The sequence below is a fragment of the Marinobacter albus genome, from assembly GCF_030238305.1.
Taxonomy (GTDB): Bacteria; Pseudomonadota; Gammaproteobacteria; order Pseudomonadales; family Oleiphilaceae; genus Marinobacter; species Marinobacter albus.
Genome location: NZ_JASSQD010000001.1, coordinates 163,866 through 178,621, shown reverse-complemented (window position 1 = coordinate 178,621; position 14,756 = coordinate 163,866). Strand labels below are relative to the sequence as shown.

At 59.1% G+C, this 14,756-nt stretch carries 17 protein-coding genes; 10 read left to right on the top strand and 7 right to left on the bottom strand.

Going from position 1 to position 14,756, the window contains the following annotated elements; translation table 11 throughout:
- The first annotated feature begins 43 nt into the window (after positions 1–43).
- A complete protein-coding gene (locus QQF73_RS00840) occupies positions 44–1,114 on the top strand; it encodes a GGDEF domain-containing protein (protein ID WP_219867303.1) in 1,071 nt (356 codons plus the stop codon).
- Here the strand turns inward: QQF73_RS00840 and QQF73_RS00835 are convergent.
- Positions 1,111–2,046 carry an alpha/beta fold hydrolase gene (locus tag QQF73_RS00835; protein WP_219867304.1) on the bottom strand — a complete coding sequence of 312 codons (936 nt, stop codon included), beginning with the start codon at positions 2,044–2,046 and terminating at the stop codon, positions 1,111–1,113. The two genes, QQF73_RS00840 and QQF73_RS00835, sit on opposite strands and share 4 nt — an antisense overlap.
- Before the next feature lie 195 nt (positions 2,047–2,241).
- Here QQF73_RS00835 and folE point away from each other — a divergent pair, with 195 nt between their 5' ends.
- From folE to QQF73_RS00820, 3 genes are read left to right on the top strand one after another with little or no spacing between them, the layout of a single operon-like run.
- Positions 2,242–2,811 (top strand): GTP cyclohydrolase I FolE, encoded by a 570-nt coding sequence (gene folE / locus QQF73_RS00830; RefSeq protein ID WP_219867305.1) that lies wholly within the window; start codon positions 2,242–2,244, stop codon positions 2,809–2,811.
- Positions 2,812–2,835: 24 nt separating this feature from the next.
- Positions 2,836–3,210: a dihydroneopterin triphosphate 2'-epimerase gene (folX, locus tag QQF73_RS00825; protein ID WP_285366883.1), complete on the top strand. Its 375-nt coding sequence runs from the start codon at positions 2,836–2,838 to the stop codon at positions 3,208–3,210.
- A 21-nt stretch (positions 3,211–3,231) separates the two neighbouring features.
- Positions 3,232–3,663: a CoA-binding protein gene (locus QQF73_RS00820; protein ID WP_219867307.1), complete on the top strand. Its 432-nt coding sequence runs from the start codon at positions 3,232–3,234 to the stop codon at positions 3,661–3,663.
- Positions 3,664–3,729: 66 nt separating this feature from the next.
- Here the strand turns inward: QQF73_RS00820 and QQF73_RS00815 are convergent, their stop codons facing one another.
- Positions 3,730–4,014: a hypothetical protein gene (locus tag QQF73_RS00815; RefSeq protein ID WP_219867308.1), complete on the bottom strand. Its 285-nt coding sequence runs from the start codon at positions 4,012–4,014 to the stop codon at positions 3,730–3,732.
- 70 nt (positions 4,015–4,084) lie between these two features.
- Here QQF73_RS00815 and QQF73_RS00810 point away from each other — a divergent pair, with 70 nt between their 5' ends.
- Complete coding sequence (locus tag QQF73_RS00810; protein WP_285366882.1) at positions 4,085–6,352, top strand: putative bifunctional diguanylate cyclase/phosphodiesterase; 2,268 nt, start codon at positions 4,085–4,087, stop codon at positions 6,350–6,352.
- Positions 6,353–6,403: 51 nt separating this feature from the next.
- Positions 6,404–6,727 (top strand): hypothetical protein, encoded by a 324-nt coding sequence (locus QQF73_RS00805; protein WP_219867310.1) that lies wholly within the window; start codon positions 6,404–6,406, stop codon positions 6,725–6,727.
- Positions 6,728–6,773: 46 nt separating this feature from the next.
- Here QQF73_RS00805 and QQF73_RS00800 read toward each other — a convergent pair whose 3' ends face one another.
- The 4 genes from QQF73_RS00800 to QQF73_RS00785 form a co-directional block, all read right to left on the bottom strand.
- A complete protein-coding gene (locus QQF73_RS00800) occupies positions 6,774–7,466 on the bottom strand; it encodes a glutathione S-transferase family protein (RefSeq protein WP_285366880.1) in 693 nt (230 codons plus the stop codon).
- Positions 7,467–7,544: 78 nt separating this feature from the next.
- Complete coding sequence (locus tag QQF73_RS00795) at positions 7,545–7,937, bottom strand: DUF6559 family protein (RefSeq protein WP_285366879.1); 393 nt, start codon at positions 7,935–7,937, stop codon at positions 7,545–7,547.
- A gap of 84 nt (positions 7,938–8,021) precedes the next feature.
- Complete coding sequence (locus QQF73_RS00790) at positions 8,022–8,444, bottom strand: hypothetical protein (RefSeq protein WP_219867313.1); 423 nt, start codon at positions 8,442–8,444, stop codon at positions 8,022–8,024.
- Positions 8,445–8,536: 92 nt separating this feature from the next.
- The gene (locus QQF73_RS00785) at positions 8,537–8,800 is read right to left on the bottom strand and encodes a hypothetical protein (protein WP_219867314.1); all 264 of its coding nucleotides are present in this window, start codon (positions 8,798–8,800) and stop codon (positions 8,537–8,539) included.
- 324 nt (positions 8,801–9,124) lie between these two features.
- On the opposite strand from QQF73_RS00785, the gene QQF73_RS00780 reads away from it, so the two are divergent.
- The 3 genes from QQF73_RS00780 (at position 9,125) to QQF73_RS00770 (ending at position 12,769) form a co-directional block, all read left to right on the top strand.
- Entirely contained in the window at positions 9,125–9,556 is a 432-nt protein-coding gene (locus QQF73_RS00780; protein WP_219867315.1) for a MerR family transcriptional regulator, read from the top strand.
- A 6-nt stretch (positions 9,557–9,562) separates the two neighbouring features.
- Positions 9,563–12,178, top strand: a complete 2,616-nt coding sequence (locus QQF73_RS00775) for a heavy metal translocating P-type ATPase (protein WP_285366878.1) — start codon at positions 9,563–9,565, stop codon at positions 12,176–12,178.
- A gap of 141 nt (positions 12,179–12,319) precedes the next feature.
- A complete protein-coding gene (locus QQF73_RS00770) occupies positions 12,320–12,769 on the top strand; it encodes a DUF411 domain-containing protein (RefSeq protein ID WP_219867317.1) in 450 nt (149 codons plus the stop codon).
- A gap of 48 nt (positions 12,770–12,817) precedes the next feature.
- Here QQF73_RS00770 and QQF73_RS00765 read toward each other — a convergent pair whose 3' ends face one another.
- On the bottom strand, positions 12,818–13,885 hold the full coding sequence (locus QQF73_RS00765) for a hypothetical protein (protein WP_285366877.1): 1,068 nt from the start codon (positions 13,883–13,885) through the stop codon (positions 12,818–12,820).
- A gap of 133 nt (positions 13,886–14,018) precedes the next feature.
- On the opposite strand from QQF73_RS00765, the gene QQF73_RS00760 reads away from it, so the two are divergent.
- Positions 14,019–14,693, top strand: coding sequence for a Fe2+-dependent dioxygenase (locus tag QQF73_RS00760; RefSeq protein WP_219867319.1), 675 nt, complete (start codon positions 14,019–14,021; stop codon positions 14,691–14,693).
- Positions 14,694–14,756: the final 63 nt, after the last annotated feature.

Sequence of the window (14,756 nt, the reverse complement as noted above, 5' to 3'; positions counted from 1 at the left end):
GCATCGGAAGCGGACCGATTTTCCTTGGCAGCAGGAGTTTGCTGTGAATGTTTTTGCCCCACCCGATTCTCTAGCCACCAACCCGACCCTTGCTGTCCTCGGGTTCAAGCGGCAGCTGGTTTTTCACCTTCATTTCTGGGCCTTTGTGGCGGTTGCTCCACTGATCCTGGTGCAATGGAACCAGGACCACCAGCTGCTATCCGGGCTGCTGATACTGTTCTGTGCCAACGCGCTGCTGGTGATCGCCTTCCTGCATTACCGCAACACCTACTTCCTGAAGGGGCGCATGTTCCCGCTACTGGCTGTGGTCTGCGCCGCGTACTCCACCAGCATAAACGGGCACGCCGGGCTCTACTGGGCATACCCGGCGGCCACTGCCCTGTTTTTCCTGCTGCCCCTGAGGGAGGCGACCGTGAGCAACGTCGTTTTCGTGACCGTTATGGCCGTTGTTTCTTTCCTCAAGTTTCCGGAAGCCGACTTCTGGCGCATCACCTTCTCGCTGGGGCTGACCTGCGTGTTTGCCATGGTGTTTGCCTGGCTGGTAGGCAAACTCCAGCAGGAACTGACCCGGTTGGCCACCACCGATCCGCTGACCGGGTGTCTGAACCGGTCTCAGCTTGCGGACATTCTGAACCATCAGATTCAGATGCGGGAGCGCTATGAGCGGGTATCCAGCCTGATCCTGTTCGATCTGGATTATTTCAAGGTTATCAATGATCAATGGGGCCATCTGGCAGGCGACCGGGTTCTGAAAGAGATGGCGATGCGCATTCGCAAGCGCCTTCGGGAGAGCGATCAGCTGTTCCGGATAGGCGGTGAGGAATTCATGATCGTGCTGCCGGAAACCCGACAGAAAGATGCGGACACCCTGGCCCACCAACTGTTAACCGGTATCGGCTCAACCCCGTTCCTTGATGACATCAAAATAACGGCAAGCGCCAGTGTGGCGGAAGTGTGTCAAGGGGAGACCTGGTCGGTCTGGCTGAATCGGGCGGATCAAGCTCTGTACGAAGCAAAGTCCCGGGGTCGCAATCAGGTGGTCAATGCCCGGAGAGCAACACCAGCGGGGGTAATTGACGCCCCCGAACTCGTGGACCCGGCTGTCGGCAACTAGTACTCCGGATTCCCGGACCCGATCCGCTTTCGGAAATCCCGGTACGCGCTGAACACATCCCAAGGACATTCAAAGTGGGGGTAATGCCCGGTATTTCGCAGGCTCACGACGTCCGGGTTGGCGATCAACTCACGATAACGCCGGGCCATGGCGGCACCGGAAACCGGGTCCGCCGTCCCGGAAATCAACCGCATCGGCTGAGTCGCCTTCTGCAGCGCCCCGACCCAACGATTGCGATGGCAGCGCCGTTCCTCCATAAACTGGATCAGGTGGTGCAGGATCCCCCGGCCGTTGTTGTAGGTCAGCAGTTGCCAGAAGTCTTCCATGTCCTGTTGGTCCGGCGGGTTCTGGCTGCCGAAAAGGCGACGGAAATTCCGTTCGAACGTGCGGCGGGTCAAGCCGCGGCTGATCAGCCCGCCCAGGGGGCTCCGCAAGAGCTTCTGAATCAGCAGCGGATTGTGAACTTCGGGAAACAGGGCGCCGTTCAGGAAACAGACACTGGCAATATCGAACGGCAGCACACCCTCCTGCTCCCTGGCCAGTAACTCCTGCACCACACTGCAGCCATAGTCGTGGGCAATCAGGTGTATGGCCGGCAAGCCCAGCCCAGCTACCCAGCCCTGCATGAGGTCGGCCTGATCTTCGATACTGTAGGGGTAAGGCACCGGTTTATCGGAAAAACCAAACCCCAGCATGTCCAACGCCAGCACACTGTACTGCGGCGTCAGCATTGGCCAGACGCGGCTCCAGTCCCAACTGGCAGTCGGGAAGCCGTGAATCAGAACCAGAGGTTCGCCCTGCCCGGCCATGCGACTGAAAATGGCATGGCCTTCGTAGCTGAACCATTTGCCTCCCTGCTGCCAACCCTCAAGGGTGCCGGACTCGCGACCGGCAGACACGGCGTTTCGAGCATCGGCTATCACCTGTTCCATCCTTTATCCTCGGCGACTCTCCCAACCCCTGACTGTAAAACAATCCAGCCGTGCCTGCCATAGCCCTCCGGCAGTCAAGATGCGGCACCAGCGTCAAAGTGGTCTTTTCCCGGGTCCGGGTCGTAAAGCGTAGAGATGACGGGCAAATTGCCTTAAGCTTTGGCCCTTGTAAGACACAGCAGACCGGAATTGACTATGACCAAACTCCTTGACGACCTTGCGGGCCACTACAGCGCCATTATTAATGGACTGGGCGAAGATACCGGCCGCGAAGGTCTGCAGGACACTCCGATGCGAGCTGCCAAAGCGATGCAGTTCCTCACCCAGGGATACCAGCAAAGCCTCGACGACCTGGTTAATAATGCCGTGTTCGAATCTGCCATGGATGAGATGGTGGTGGTTCAGGACATCGAGCTGTACAGCATGTGCGAGCATCACATGCTGCCGTTCATCGGTAAATGCCACATCGCCTATCTGCCCCAGGGGCGGGTGTTGGGCCTGTCCAAGTTCGCTCGCATCGTGGACATGTACGCCCGCCGCCTGCAGATTCAGGAGAACCTGACTCGCCAGATTGCCGAGGCCATCGAGAGCGTCACCAACGCCAAGGGCGTTGCCGTGGTCATCGAAGCCCAGCACATGTGCATGATGATGCGCGGTGTGGAAAAGCAGAACTCTCGGATGAAGACCTCAATGATGCTGGGACAGTTCCGCAAGTCCCAGGCAACCCGCACGGAGTTCCTCAATCTGATTGGCCATAACCGCTGATCCACCCCGGATAACGGAGACGCTATGACAGACGTAATCGGGAATCACCAGGCCCGGGTTCGCATCAAGGATTTGTTGCTGCGTGCCTACATCGGCATCAAGGATGAGGAGATCAACAACCAGCAGGATGTGTTGATCAACGTGTGTCTGACCTACGACGCCAACGACGCCATTAATGAAAATGAAATCTCGGCGGCGCTGAACTACCGGACCATCACCAAACAGATTATCCACCACGTCGACGGCAACCGGTTTGCCCTGCTCGAGCGCCTTACCCACGAGGTGCTCAGTATCGTGATGGAACATGAAGCCGTGCAGTGGGCGCAGGTGGAAATCGACAAACCCCACGCGTTACGCTACGCCGAATCCGTGTCTGTCTGCCTCGAGGCACATCGATAAACCAATCAGGTGTTTTTGTCCATGCCCAGCAACTCCCCGGAACAACTTCGAGCCATTCTGGAAAGTGTTCGTTCCATCGCACTTGTCGGCGCCAGTGAAAAAACCAATCGCCCCTCCCACGAGGTCATGGAGTTCCTGCAGCAACAGGGCTACCGGGTAATTCCGGTCAACCCCCGGCTGGCCGGCAAGCAACTGCTTGGAGAGACCGTCTACCCGGACCTGGCGTCGCTGCCGGAACCCGTGGACATGGTGGAGTTGTTCCTGGCCCCTGAACGCACAGACGCGGTGATTGATGCGGCCATCGAACTCCGGATTCCCGTTATCTGGCTGCAGATCGGCGTCATTAATGAAGCCGGCGTCGCCCGGGCAGAAGCCGCGCGCCTGACCACTGTGATGGATCGGTGCCCCAAGCAGGAAATCCCACGCCTGGGCATTCCCCCGGTACACGCCTGAACCACAACGAAAAATGTGACCCCGCTCACATTCGGGCGTATCGACAGTGACCCGGACGCCCCATCTCTACCCGATCCGGATCGAACGCCCGAAACGCCCGGGACTTCCGCAATACAGAGAGTCAGACTGCCGGTCGCCCTGGTTGTGGCCACTCACCCCGGCCGAAAGCTCAAACCCCGGGTCGAAATCCTGCTTGATGCCTCGAAAAATCCAGTGACTCCCCGTATTGTGGACCTTGCCGGAACACTTGAAGACGGTGCCGTAATGCCGGGAATCGCGAACCCCCTGCCCGACGGGGCCTTTGGCATCTCGCTTGGAAGCCGGATACACCAGATGATGGCCGGCTCTCAAAAAAATGATTCATAATCACGAGCTCCCAGTCGATACTCGGACGGGGAACAGGACACTCACGGAGTAAACAGTGGAAAAACCGGTACCAGCCACCAACATTGTCGTGCGAGGCCTGCTCAGTCCCGCATTTCCGGTGGTCATTTTCCTGGTTTTTCTGGGGCTGGCAGCAGCACTCTATTTCGGCCTGGTCCAGCAGGGCACCCGGCAGATCGAGGCGAACCTCGCCAATGAAGCCCGGGCCATGGCCAACAACCTGGAACGCGAATTCATCATTCACGCCGAAGCCATTCAACGCATGGCCCAGCGTCTGGAGGTGTCGCCCGACACCACCGAAGCGAGCTGGCGCAAAGACGCACGCCATTACCTCGAGGATTTCGGTGTCTATCAGGCCATCGAATGGATCGACCGCGATTTCATCATCCGCTGGCTGGAACCGTTTACCGGTAACGAGGACGTCATCGGCTTCAACGTCGCTTTCTCGGAAGAACGCCTCCAAGCCCTCGAGACCGCCCGGGATTCCGGCGAGTTCGACATCTCGGGCGTCATTGATCTGCGCCAGGGTGGCAAGGGCCTGGTGATCTATGCGCCGGTGGGCACCGGGGATGAAAACAATGGCTTTATCGCCGGCGTGTTCCGTATGGAAACCCTCGCACGGCAGTTGCTCACCGTGCGGGTCAAGGAATCCTTCAGCATCGACATCCTGAGCAAAGGCGAGATGAGCTACCAGCTCAATGATTCCGGCACCGCCAGCACGGGGTTCTCTCACTCCGAGCCGGTCCAGCTGCCAACACTGGACTGGTCCTTCATCCTGCACCCGACCAGTGAGTGGGTCCAGAGCCAACGCAGCACCTGGCCCGAAGTCACCCTGGCGTCACTGATTCTGATGGGTCTGCTGACCAGTCTGACCACCCTGCTGGCGCAGCTCATCCTCAAGCGCAACCAGGCACTGCTGAAAACCCGCCGTGAGCTGGACCGGGAAATCGACCAGAGAAAAACCATTCAGCAGGATCTGGCCCGGCTTGAGTCCACCGATACGCTGACCGGCCTGGCCAACCGGCGTTTCTTCATGGAAGACCTGGCCCACACCCTGAACATCGCCGACCGCCAGATGCGTCAGGTCGCCCTGGTGATGCTGGATCTCGACCGCTTCCAGATGCTGAACGACTCGCTGGGGCACCAGTTTGGTGACGAACTGCTGATCAAGGTGTCGGAGCGACTGAATCGCCTGAGCAACGAGCGCATTCTGGTGGCCTATTCCGGTGGGGACGAGTTCATGCTGTGCCAGCAGCAGGTGGAGGACATCGACGACATCATCCACCTGCTGGGTCAGGTCAAACAGTGTTTCGATGAGCCCTTCGAGGTGCAGGGAGAGGCGCACGGGGTAACGGCCACCATGGGTGTTGCCGTGTACCCACAGAGTGGCCTGGACGCAGACACCCTGTTGCGCAATGCGGATGTGGCCCTGTACCGGGCGAAGGAGCAGGGCCGGAATACCTATCAGTTCTACACCGAAGGCATGCAGGACCGGGAAGTGATGCGCCTGGAACTGGACAAGGATCTGAGCCAGGCCCTGGCCCACAACGAATTTGTCCTCCACTACCAGCCCCAACTGGATCTGGATAATGCCGAAATCAAGAGCGTCGAGGCGCTGATCCGCTGGCAACACCCCCGTCGGGGATTGCTGCCGCCGGTGGATTTCATTCCCCTTGCCGAGGAAAGCGGCCGCATCACTGATATTGGCCGCTGGGTCGTCATGGCGGCCTGCCAGCAGCTGGCCAACTGGCAAGGCACGGCCTGTGAACACCTCCGGATCGCCGTGAATCTGTCCGGCCGGGAGCTGGACGACGAGCAACTCGTGGACCATATTCGGGAAGCCCTGAAGGCCGAGAATGTGCCCGCCGATCGCCTCGAGGTAGAACTGACCGAAGAGATCTTTATCCAGAACATCGAACGCAACCTGACCCAGCTGTCTCGGCTGCACCAGTTGGGTGTGCACCTGGCCATCGACGATTTCGGCGTGGGCTATTCTTCGCTGGGGTATCTGAGGGATTTCCCGGTGGACCTGCTCAAGATCGACCGCTCCTTCATCACCGAGGTCACCGAACGCCACGACGATGCCGTCATCACCCGGGCCGTCATCAATCTTGCCCACAACCTGGGCATCCAGGTGGTTGCCGAGGGCGTGGAAACGGAGGAACAGCTGGCCTTCCTGAAGAACCATCGCTGTAATCTCGCCCAGGGCTACCTGATCAGCCGGCCGATTCCCGCCGCCGAGCTCGAACGGGCCATGGCCCAAGGCCTCCTGCTGACCCGAACCACCGTGGATTCCGAATTGTAAAAGCGGTCCGCCATCCCCACCATACTCATTACATTCCATGGGCGAGTTGCTATGACTTCGAAATACCTCACTCCTGAACAGGACGGCGTGATCCGGCGGTGGGAGCGCTGGAATCGTAACTATTTTATCGTGGCGTTTTTGGCGCTGACCGTCGTGCTGGTCTTCAGCAGCCAACTCGGCCTGTCCAGTGGCGACAGCTGGGGCCCTCTGGGTTTGCTTATCGCCTTGATTGTCACGCCCATCATTGTGCTCCAGCTCAAACTGGCCTGCCCCGCCTGTGGCCACAAGATTGGCTGGCAGGCCAAGCTGATGGCGCCGGACCAGTGCAAGACTTGCGGTACTTTTCTGCGTGCGAAAGAGTCCGTGCGAAGTTAAGAGAAGGCCGGGGCGCGGCGGGGCAAACGACAACCGCAACGACTGGTTAGCTGTCATTCCTGCCATGCTTCCGTAGTGACCGCATTCGGCCCAAATACTCGGTGATTGCTGCCCTCGTGGTGACTTCTCTGGCAGATCCCGGTGGACGGGACATGTACACCAGTTGCGCCATCAACGAAAAATCACAGAGTGCGGGCGTTGCCCCCAGAAGGAACGCTTTTCCGTTCAGCAACCCCTCGACGGTATCCAACTCCCGCAGCAAATCTTCCTTTATCATGGCGGGTGGTTTTCTTCCGGTTCCCTGTCCTTTTATCTGCGCATGGAGACGACGTTTATAGAGCGGAAGCACAAGCTTTCCAACGGGTCCGCGGAAAGCTTTCGAGAGCATCGGTGCCCCTTCCGGATCCATCCACTGGTAATAGAGGCCGATGAAGTAGAGGGCTTCATCCGCCCAATCGTCAAGGACGTGGCAAAGTGCAGCCTCGGCCGAATCAGGCGGGATAATGCGTCGCTCCGGAAAAAGGCGATCAAGTTCATGAGCGATGTTGGTGGAATCTGCCAGGAAACAACCGTCAATATCGATCGCCGGAACCTTGCCAATGCCGCCGCGCCGATAAACCTCCAATGTCCCTTTCCCAAGAACATTGATCCGTTTATATCGGATACCTTTGTAATCCAGAATTGCCCGGACCTTTAGACAGAAGGGTGAGGGGCCCCAATCATAGAGTGTGATCTGCATCCGTCGCTCCCACTAAGGGCAATAGGCGACAGCGGAGCACTGCGCCGTTGGCGTCCCGTTGATCGCGCTGTTAACTTCTCAAAGGCTGGTTTTACCCAGATTGTTTGACCACCAATTTGGTGAAGGGCCACCTTTCCACTTCACCTTTTTACTCAAAGCAAGCACATCTCTCGCCGAGTAATTTGGGTTGCCGTCCAGAAGAGCATCTGCCACTTCCGCCCGCAAGCGATTCAAAAAAGCCTGATCAAGACGCAACATATCAACCGTGTTTTTCGACTGCTCATGCCGATACATGGCCACGGCATAGGGAAGGTACTGAATATCGAGTTTCAGATGCGCGACTGTCTTCTTTATCTGGAGAACGGTGTATTGATCTGACCCACCATACCGCTTCCTGAGTTCTGGCCCCAATATCTGGACGTAACCCCGCAACGCCCTTTTCAGTTGAAATTTACGTATGAGCTCAATCATAGAATTTAACCCTTGCGTTCAGCGGCGGGTCAAACGTCTGAATAGAACGCTTTGTTAGGCAGTACTCTGCATAGCACTTCAAGATCATTCTTCACGATAAATACGTGCACCAATTAAGGCTGCGATTGGTGCTTCCAATATTCCCCAAAGGATTGAGATAACGGCGAACTTCATGGACACAAGGCTATTCGCCCAGAGGGACGCCAGAAAGAGCACGTACGCGATGGCCCAGAAAGTCGCGGCCGCGATTAGAGCCGTTCGAGGGCCCGGCCCGAAACGCGGTCGGATGGCGGCGTAGATCCAGATGAGAATAACGCCGTAAAGAACGGTGATCATGGCCCCAACCGCTAACTCACCAGCTGAAGGATCGCCGAGACCAAACTTTTCTCGCTGGGAGGCGAATTCGCTGAACAAGATAATGCCATTCAGGATGTATTCCCCGACAACAATGACGAGACCCGCGACGAGCCCCCCAAGCAGCACGCGACTGCCGTTTATTCTTCCCATGAGATCCCTCACTTGCCTAACGCTTGCAGCATGCGCGCCCAAGGAATGGATCCGAAGGCGCAATGCAGTGGGCGTCGCCGTGCCTGCACTTGTTAGGAGATTGGTCCACTAGAGCCCTCCGGAGGTGGTGTGCCAGTCATGCCGGCACAGTCTTTGCCATCAATTGTTTCAATAGTTGCCCACATATACGGCTCCCCTGATTGTGGGTACGTAAAGTAATCAGTTGGCACGCCGTTGATGATGAAATGGCCTATATGCTTTATATCTTCAGCTTTAACTGAATCAGGGTCACCTATATCTTCTCCGTACTCTAAACGGAGATAATCTGCGATCCATTCTTCATCCGTCTCGTCCATGTTGACTCCTCACAGGTATTAGGCGGCACTCCACTTTCTGGCAAAAAATTGACCGCTTCGTTATTACGGACAATCGCTCTCACCATTCGCCACCAACCAATCTATAAAACAAGAGCTTAGCTGAGCGCACCTCCCTCTGCCATGTAATCATCTGATATCCACGATTTGCTCGCGCATCCTTGCCTCTCGCCCGCCTTTCCCCGAAAAAAACCTTTGACCTGTGAGTTACTCACAGGTTTTAGGCTATGCTCTGTTATACATCGGAAGCAGTCCGAGTTTGGCGTATCCAAACACTCGTTCAACCTTGAACCAGGGGTCTGAGCTATGAAAGTCAAACAGTTAGCGGAAGCGGCGGCGGTCAATCCGGACACCGTCCGTTTCTATACCCGGGAAGGGCTGCTGAACCCCAGCCGCAATCCGGAGAACAATTACCAGCAGTTCGATACCGACGATCTGCGCCGGCTGCGCTTTGCCCGCAAGGCCCGGCAGCTGGGTTTTTCGTTGCCGGAGATCCGGGCCATTCTCGATCAGGCCGACGATCATCATTCGCCCTGCCCGATGGTGCGCGAGGTCTTTGAGCAACGGCTGGCCGAGGTTGAGCGTGAGATCACCGAACTCCAGCAGCTGCGCGAGCGCATGAAAGGCGCGCTCACGGCCTGGCGGGATATGCCGGATGGCACACCGGACGGCCACACCATCTGCCGCCTGATTGAACATTGGGACGATGCGTCCACAGTTAACGGACATGAGGAGTAAAGACAGATGACTGAGACAACGGCACTGCAAACCGCCTTGTCCATTTCCGGAGCGTCGTGCCAGGGCTGTGCCAAGAAGATTCGAGCCGCCCTGGAACCACTGACAGGCGATCCGGACCTGGTCGAGGTGAACCTGGACCAACAGACCGTCGCGCTCCCTGACGACATCGATCTTGACGACGCGGCCCGTCGGGTGACCGAGGCGGGGTATCCGGCCGAGCCGATTTCCGGGGAGACCGAGTCCAGCTGCTGCAGCGGACAACGGGAACCTGCGCCGGAACCTCAGGCCACTGATGAAGCCGCAAACCAGGTGGATGACTCCCGCGCCGACACAGGTGCGGCAACCGATGAGGCCGGTGAGATTGCCCTGTCGGTTTCCGGCGCCACCTGCGCCTCCTGTGTGAACACCATCGAAAAAGCACTGAAATCGGTGCCGGGCATCACCCATGCCCACATGAACCTCGCCGACAACACGGCAACCGCCACCGGTCAGGCCGATCCCCAGGCGCTGGTCCGGGCGGTGGAGAGCGCCGGTTACGGTGCCAGCGTGATCGAGAACGAAGACGAGGCGGATGCACGCAAGCAGGAGCAAGACAGGAAGACCTACCGCAGCCTGTTGATCAAGATGGCGGTGAGCCTGTCGCTGGGCGTGGGCCTGATGGTCTGGGGGATGGGATTCGGCTCCATGATGGTCACCGAAGCCAACCAGGGTATCTGGCTGGCACTGGGTGCCCTCACCCTGGTGGTGATCGCGGCCACGGGCGGTCATTTCTACACCGGCGCCTGGAAGGCCTTCCGGCACCATAACGCCAACATGGATACCCTGATTGCGCTGGGTACCGGTACGGCGTGGCTGTATTCCATTGTCGTTGCCAGCGTACCGGGTGCCCTGCCGGAAATGGCGCGGCACGTCTACTTTGAGGCGTCCGCCATGATCATCGGCCTGATCAATCTGGGTCAGGCCCTGGAGCTGCGAGCCAAGGGCAAGACCTCGGAGGCGGTGCGGCGGCTGCTGGACCTGCGCGCCAAGACCGCAAGGGTGATTCGCGATGGCGAGGAACGGGACATTCCGGTGGAAGACGTCCGGAAAGGCGATCGTATCCGGGTGCGCCCGGGCGAGAAACTTCCGGTGGATGGCGAAATTATCGAGGGTTCCACCCGCATTGATGAAAGCATGCTGACGGGCGAACCCATGCCGGTGAGCAAGGGCGAGGGCGACGAAGTCTCTGCCGGCACCCTGAATACCCGTGGGTCCATCATCTACGAGGCAACCCGGGTGGGCAGCGAAACGGCGCTGGCGCAGATCATCCAGCTGGTCAAGAAAGCCCAGGGCTCAAAGCCCGCCATAGGCCGGCTCGCGGACAAGATTTCCTCGGTATTCGTGCCCACGGTGATGTTGATTGCCGTGGTCGCCGCTTTGGTCTGGTACAACGTGGGTCCCGAACCCGCCGTGGTTCACATGATAGTCGCCGCCACCACGGTGCTGATCATTGCCTGTCCCTGTGCCCTGGGCCTGGCCACACCGATGTCAGTCATGGTCGGCGTTGGCAAGGCCGCGGAATACGGTGCGCTGATTCGCCAGGGTGATGCGTTGCAGACCGCCGGAAAACTGGACCTGGTCATCCTGGATAAGACCGGCACCATCACCGAGGGCCATCCGGCCGTCACCCGGGTGTATGCCACCGATGGCGATGAGCAGCGCCTGTTGGCAATTGCAGCCGGGCTTGAGCAGCACTCCGAGCACCCACTGGCCGAAGCAGTGGTATCCCGTGCCAAGGACGACAATATTACGGTTGAGGCGGTAAACAACTTCGAAGCCCTCAACGGCAAGGGCGTCCGGGGTGATTACAACGGCCAGGCGGTTCGCCTGGGCAACCGCCGCTGGCTGGAAAGCGAAGGCCTGAATGTATCGGGGCTGGACGAGATTGCCCGTGACATCACCGATCAGGCCGGCACCCCGCTGTTCGTCTCCGTGGGTGACTCGGTGCTGGGCGTTATTGGCGTGGCCGATGCCATCAAGCCCGACTCCGAGGCCGCGATAGCGCGCCTGCACGATGCCGGCATCCGGGTCATGATGGTCACCGGCGACATTGATGCCACTGCCAAGGCAATTGCCGCCAGGGCTGGCATAGACGACTACCGCGCAGAGGTACTGCCGGAAGACAAGGCTGAGGTGGTCAGCGCCATGCGCGGCAAGGGTTACACCGTGGCCATGGTCGGTGACGGCATCAACGATGCCCCGGCCCTGGCGGCCGCCGACGTCGGCTTTGCCATCGGCACCGGCACCGATGTTGCCATCGAAAGTGCGGCCATTACCCTGATGCGGGGCTCCCTGCACGGTGTGCCGGATGCCATCCAGATCTCCCGGGCGACCGTAAAGAACATTCACCAAAACCTGTTCGGTGCCTTCATCTACAACAGTCTCGGCATTCCGATCGCCGCCGGCCTGCTTTACCCGGCCTGGGGCATCCTGATGAGCCCGATCCTGGCGGGCGCGGCCATGTCGCTGTCCTCGGTTACCGTGGTCTCCAACGCCAACCGTCTGCGTTTCTTCAAAACCGGCCCGGATGTCCGGCGGGAATCGCCGATTACTGATCATGATCAACGAGAGGTGCGGAACTGATGACTACTCTATTGGTCAACGCTGGAGGTTTAGTACTTATGGCCGCCATCGTTTGGTGGTTCTGGCTGTCCCCCACAACCGGCGACGCGTCCGAACACGACCACAGCCATCACTAGACATAAATTGAGCGAGGATGAGTTGATGAAAAAACAGGCTCTTGGATTTGCCCTGACGGCGGCACTGGGTTTCAGCACCCCGCTGCTGGCCGCCGGTGCGGCACAGAACATTCACGTCTACAAGTCGCCCACCTGTGGCTGCTGCAAGGATTGGGTCAATCATCTGGAAGCCAACGGCTTCGAGGTAGAGGTCACGGAGACCCAGAACCTGAACCCGGTCAAAATCGACGCTGGACTAACGCCCGCTCTCGCCAGCTGCCACACCGCCTTCGTGGGTGACTACGTCATCGAGGGGCACGTGCCGGCTGACGACATCCATCGCCTGATTGCCGAGGCACCGCAGGCCAAGGGCCTGAGCGTACCGGGCATGCCGATGGGTTCTCCGGGCATGGAAATGGGGGACCGCAAGGACCACTACCAGGTCCTCATGTTCAACGACAAGGGCCAGACCCGGGTCTTCTCGGAATACAACTAAGGGAAGGAAAACCGGGGCCAGTGGTATGGCCCCGGTGATTCGACTCTATCAGTAGAGGTAAGGCGCCAGCGCCAGTTCCAACCGGGCCTGGGCGGCGTAAAGGTTGGAAGCCGGAACGACCGGTTTTTCCGGTGGAACGGCGGTCGGCCAGGCGGTCTGCAGTTCATTCAGTGCCTTGCCGGCGTCACGCCAGGCTTCCTTGTTCTGCTTCTTGAGTACCTTCTGGTGGCTGTTCAGGTAGTCCCGGGCAGCCAGCACAAAGCCCCGGCCGTCCTGGTACTCGTGTACCGCCACAAAGCGGTCGCCATCCAGCGCTTCTTCATACTCCAGCGCCGCCTGCTTGGTCAGTGACAGGACCACCTTGGAGACGCTGGCCGCGTCGAGGCCTTTGCTGCCATCTGCGGCATTCACGGCCTGCTCGGTGGCAACCCAGGCAGCCTGGAACTCCTTGTTGATATCGCCCCAGTTCTCAACGCTTCCTGCTTTTTCGGCCAGTTTTTGCAGGCGTTCGCCCAGTTCGTTCTGACCACGATGCTCAAGACCTTCCTCAACCATCGGGTAGACCTCAACCCAGGGGTGGGTCAGGTGCGGACGGCCCTCGGCCGCTTCACCAGATTTAATCAGCTCGCGCGCGGCCAGCATGTGGCCCTGCATCATCTGGAGCATGGCAACGTAGGCGCCGTCGGAGTCAACGGCGGACACGGCACTGCCACTTTCACCACCTTCACCGCCTTCGCCACCTTCTCCGCCTTCACCACCGGCAGCAAAGTAACTGAATGCGGCACCGGCTTCGCCGCCATGGCTTTCGCCACCTTCTCCACCGTGGCCCTCGCCACCTTCACCACCGTGGTGTTCTCCGCGTTCTCCACCGTGGTTCTCACCACCTTCTCCACCGTGGCTCTCGCCGCCTTCACCACCATGATGTTCGCCGCGCTCACCGCCATGATGCTCACCGCCTTCGCCGCCGTGATGTTCACCACCCTCGCCGCCGTGCGAGCCGGATGTCATCATCTCGTCGTGATGGTCTCTTTGCTGCTCATCGGCCACGGCGCCGGAACTGGCCAGCAAGGTTGCCATGCCGATCCCGGTCCAGAGTTTGAGGTTTTGGTTTTTCATTAGGATCTCCTTAACAAGGCCGCCGCCCGGGACACACCGAGAGCGGGAAGATTGATGGCTGATTCATGGTGGTGCATGATGATTCAATTAGAGCGCTGATTGCAAATTATTCGTATTACCAATTGGAGACACCATGATTCTGTGTATCGGAGAGATACTGGCCCCCGAACAACTGGAGCGCGTGCGCTCTGCTCTGGACAGCGGCAGTTTCGAAGACGGTCGGAAGACGGCCGGCTGGCACGCCCGCCTGGTCAAGAACAACGAACAGATGCAAGTGGCGGACGAGGCTGCCCAGGCCCTACGGACCGAGGTGGAGATGGCCCTGACGGGGCATCCAGTGTTCCAGATGGCGGTACGCCCGGCAAAAATGACGCCCATCCTGTTCAGTCGCTATCGGGACGGCATGACCTATGGCAATCATGTCGATGATCCGGTGATGGGTCGGGGCCCCGGCCGGCTGCGCACCGACATCTCCTTCACCCTGTTTCTGGATGACCCCGACAGCTACGACGGCGGCGAACTGGTCACCGACACCACCGCCGGCGAACAGTCCTACAAGCTGCCCGCAGGCTCCGTGGTGATCTACCCTTCCTCCACCCTGCACCGCGTCGATCCGGTCACCCGGGGCCAGCGCCGTGTTGCTATCGGCTGGATCCAGAGCACCATTCGTGATCCGGCCCAGCGGGAAGTCCTGTTCGATCTGGACACCGCCCGACGCCAGCTTTTCGACCGCGAGGGCAAAACCGCCGAATTCGACCTGCTCACCAAGTCGCTGGCCAATCTCCAGCGGTTCTGGGCTGAGGTCTAGTTTGGGAAGTCCGCTATCTGACGCATGAGCCCATAACCGTTATACTCCGCCCAACATTCATTT

Excerpts from the sequence above, each read along its gene's own strand:
- folE (WP_219867305.1), top strand. The coding sequence starts at position 2,242 with ATGACCAAACTCCTTGACGACCTTGCGGGCCACTACAGCGCCATTATT.
- QQF73_RS00790 (WP_219867313.1), bottom strand. The coding sequence starts at position 8,444 with ATGGGAAGAATAAACGGCAGTCGCGTGCTGCTTGGGGGGCTCGTCGCG.
- folX (WP_285366883.1), top strand. The coding sequence starts at position 2,836 with ATGACAGACGTAATCGGGAATCACCAGGCCCGGGTTCGCATCAAGGAT.
- QQF73_RS00780 (WP_219867315.1), top strand. The coding sequence starts at position 9,125 with ATGAAAGTCAAACAGTTAGCGGAAGCGGCGGCGGTCAATCCGGACACC.
- QQF73_RS00795 (WP_285366879.1), bottom strand. The coding sequence starts at position 7,937 with ATGATTGAGCTCATACGTAAATTTCAACTGAAAAGGGCGTTGCGGGGT.
- QQF73_RS00820 (WP_219867307.1), top strand. The coding sequence starts at position 3,232 with ATGCCCAGCAACTCCCCGGAACAACTTCGAGCCATTCTGGAAAGTGTT.
- QQF73_RS00835 (WP_219867304.1), bottom strand. The coding sequence starts at position 2,046 with ATGGAACAGGTGATAGCCGATGCTCGAAACGCCGTGTCTGCCGGTCGC.
- QQF73_RS00800 (WP_285366880.1), bottom strand. The coding sequence starts at position 7,466 with ATGCAGATCACACTCTATGATTGGGGCCCCTCACCCTTCTGTCTAAAG.
- QQF73_RS00765 (WP_285366877.1), bottom strand. The coding sequence starts at position 13,885 with ATGAAAAACCAAAACCTCAAACTCTGGACCGGGATCGGCATGGCAACC.
- QQF73_RS00785 (WP_219867314.1), bottom strand. The coding sequence starts at position 8,800 with ATGGACGAGACGGATGAAGAATGGATCGCAGATTATCTCCGTTTAGAG.
- QQF73_RS00805 (WP_219867310.1), top strand. The coding sequence starts at position 6,404 with ATGACTTCGAAATACCTCACTCCTGAACAGGACGGCGTGATCCGGCGG.
- QQF73_RS00770 (WP_219867317.1), top strand. The coding sequence starts at position 12,320 with ATGAAAAAACAGGCTCTTGGATTTGCCCTGACGGCGGCACTGGGTTTC.
- QQF73_RS00775 (WP_285366878.1), top strand. The coding sequence starts at position 9,563 with ATGACTGAGACAACGGCACTGCAAACCGCCTTGTCCATTTCCGGAGCG.
- QQF73_RS00760 (WP_219867319.1), top strand. The coding sequence starts at position 14,019 with ATGATTCTGTGTATCGGAGAGATACTGGCCCCCGAACAACTGGAGCGC.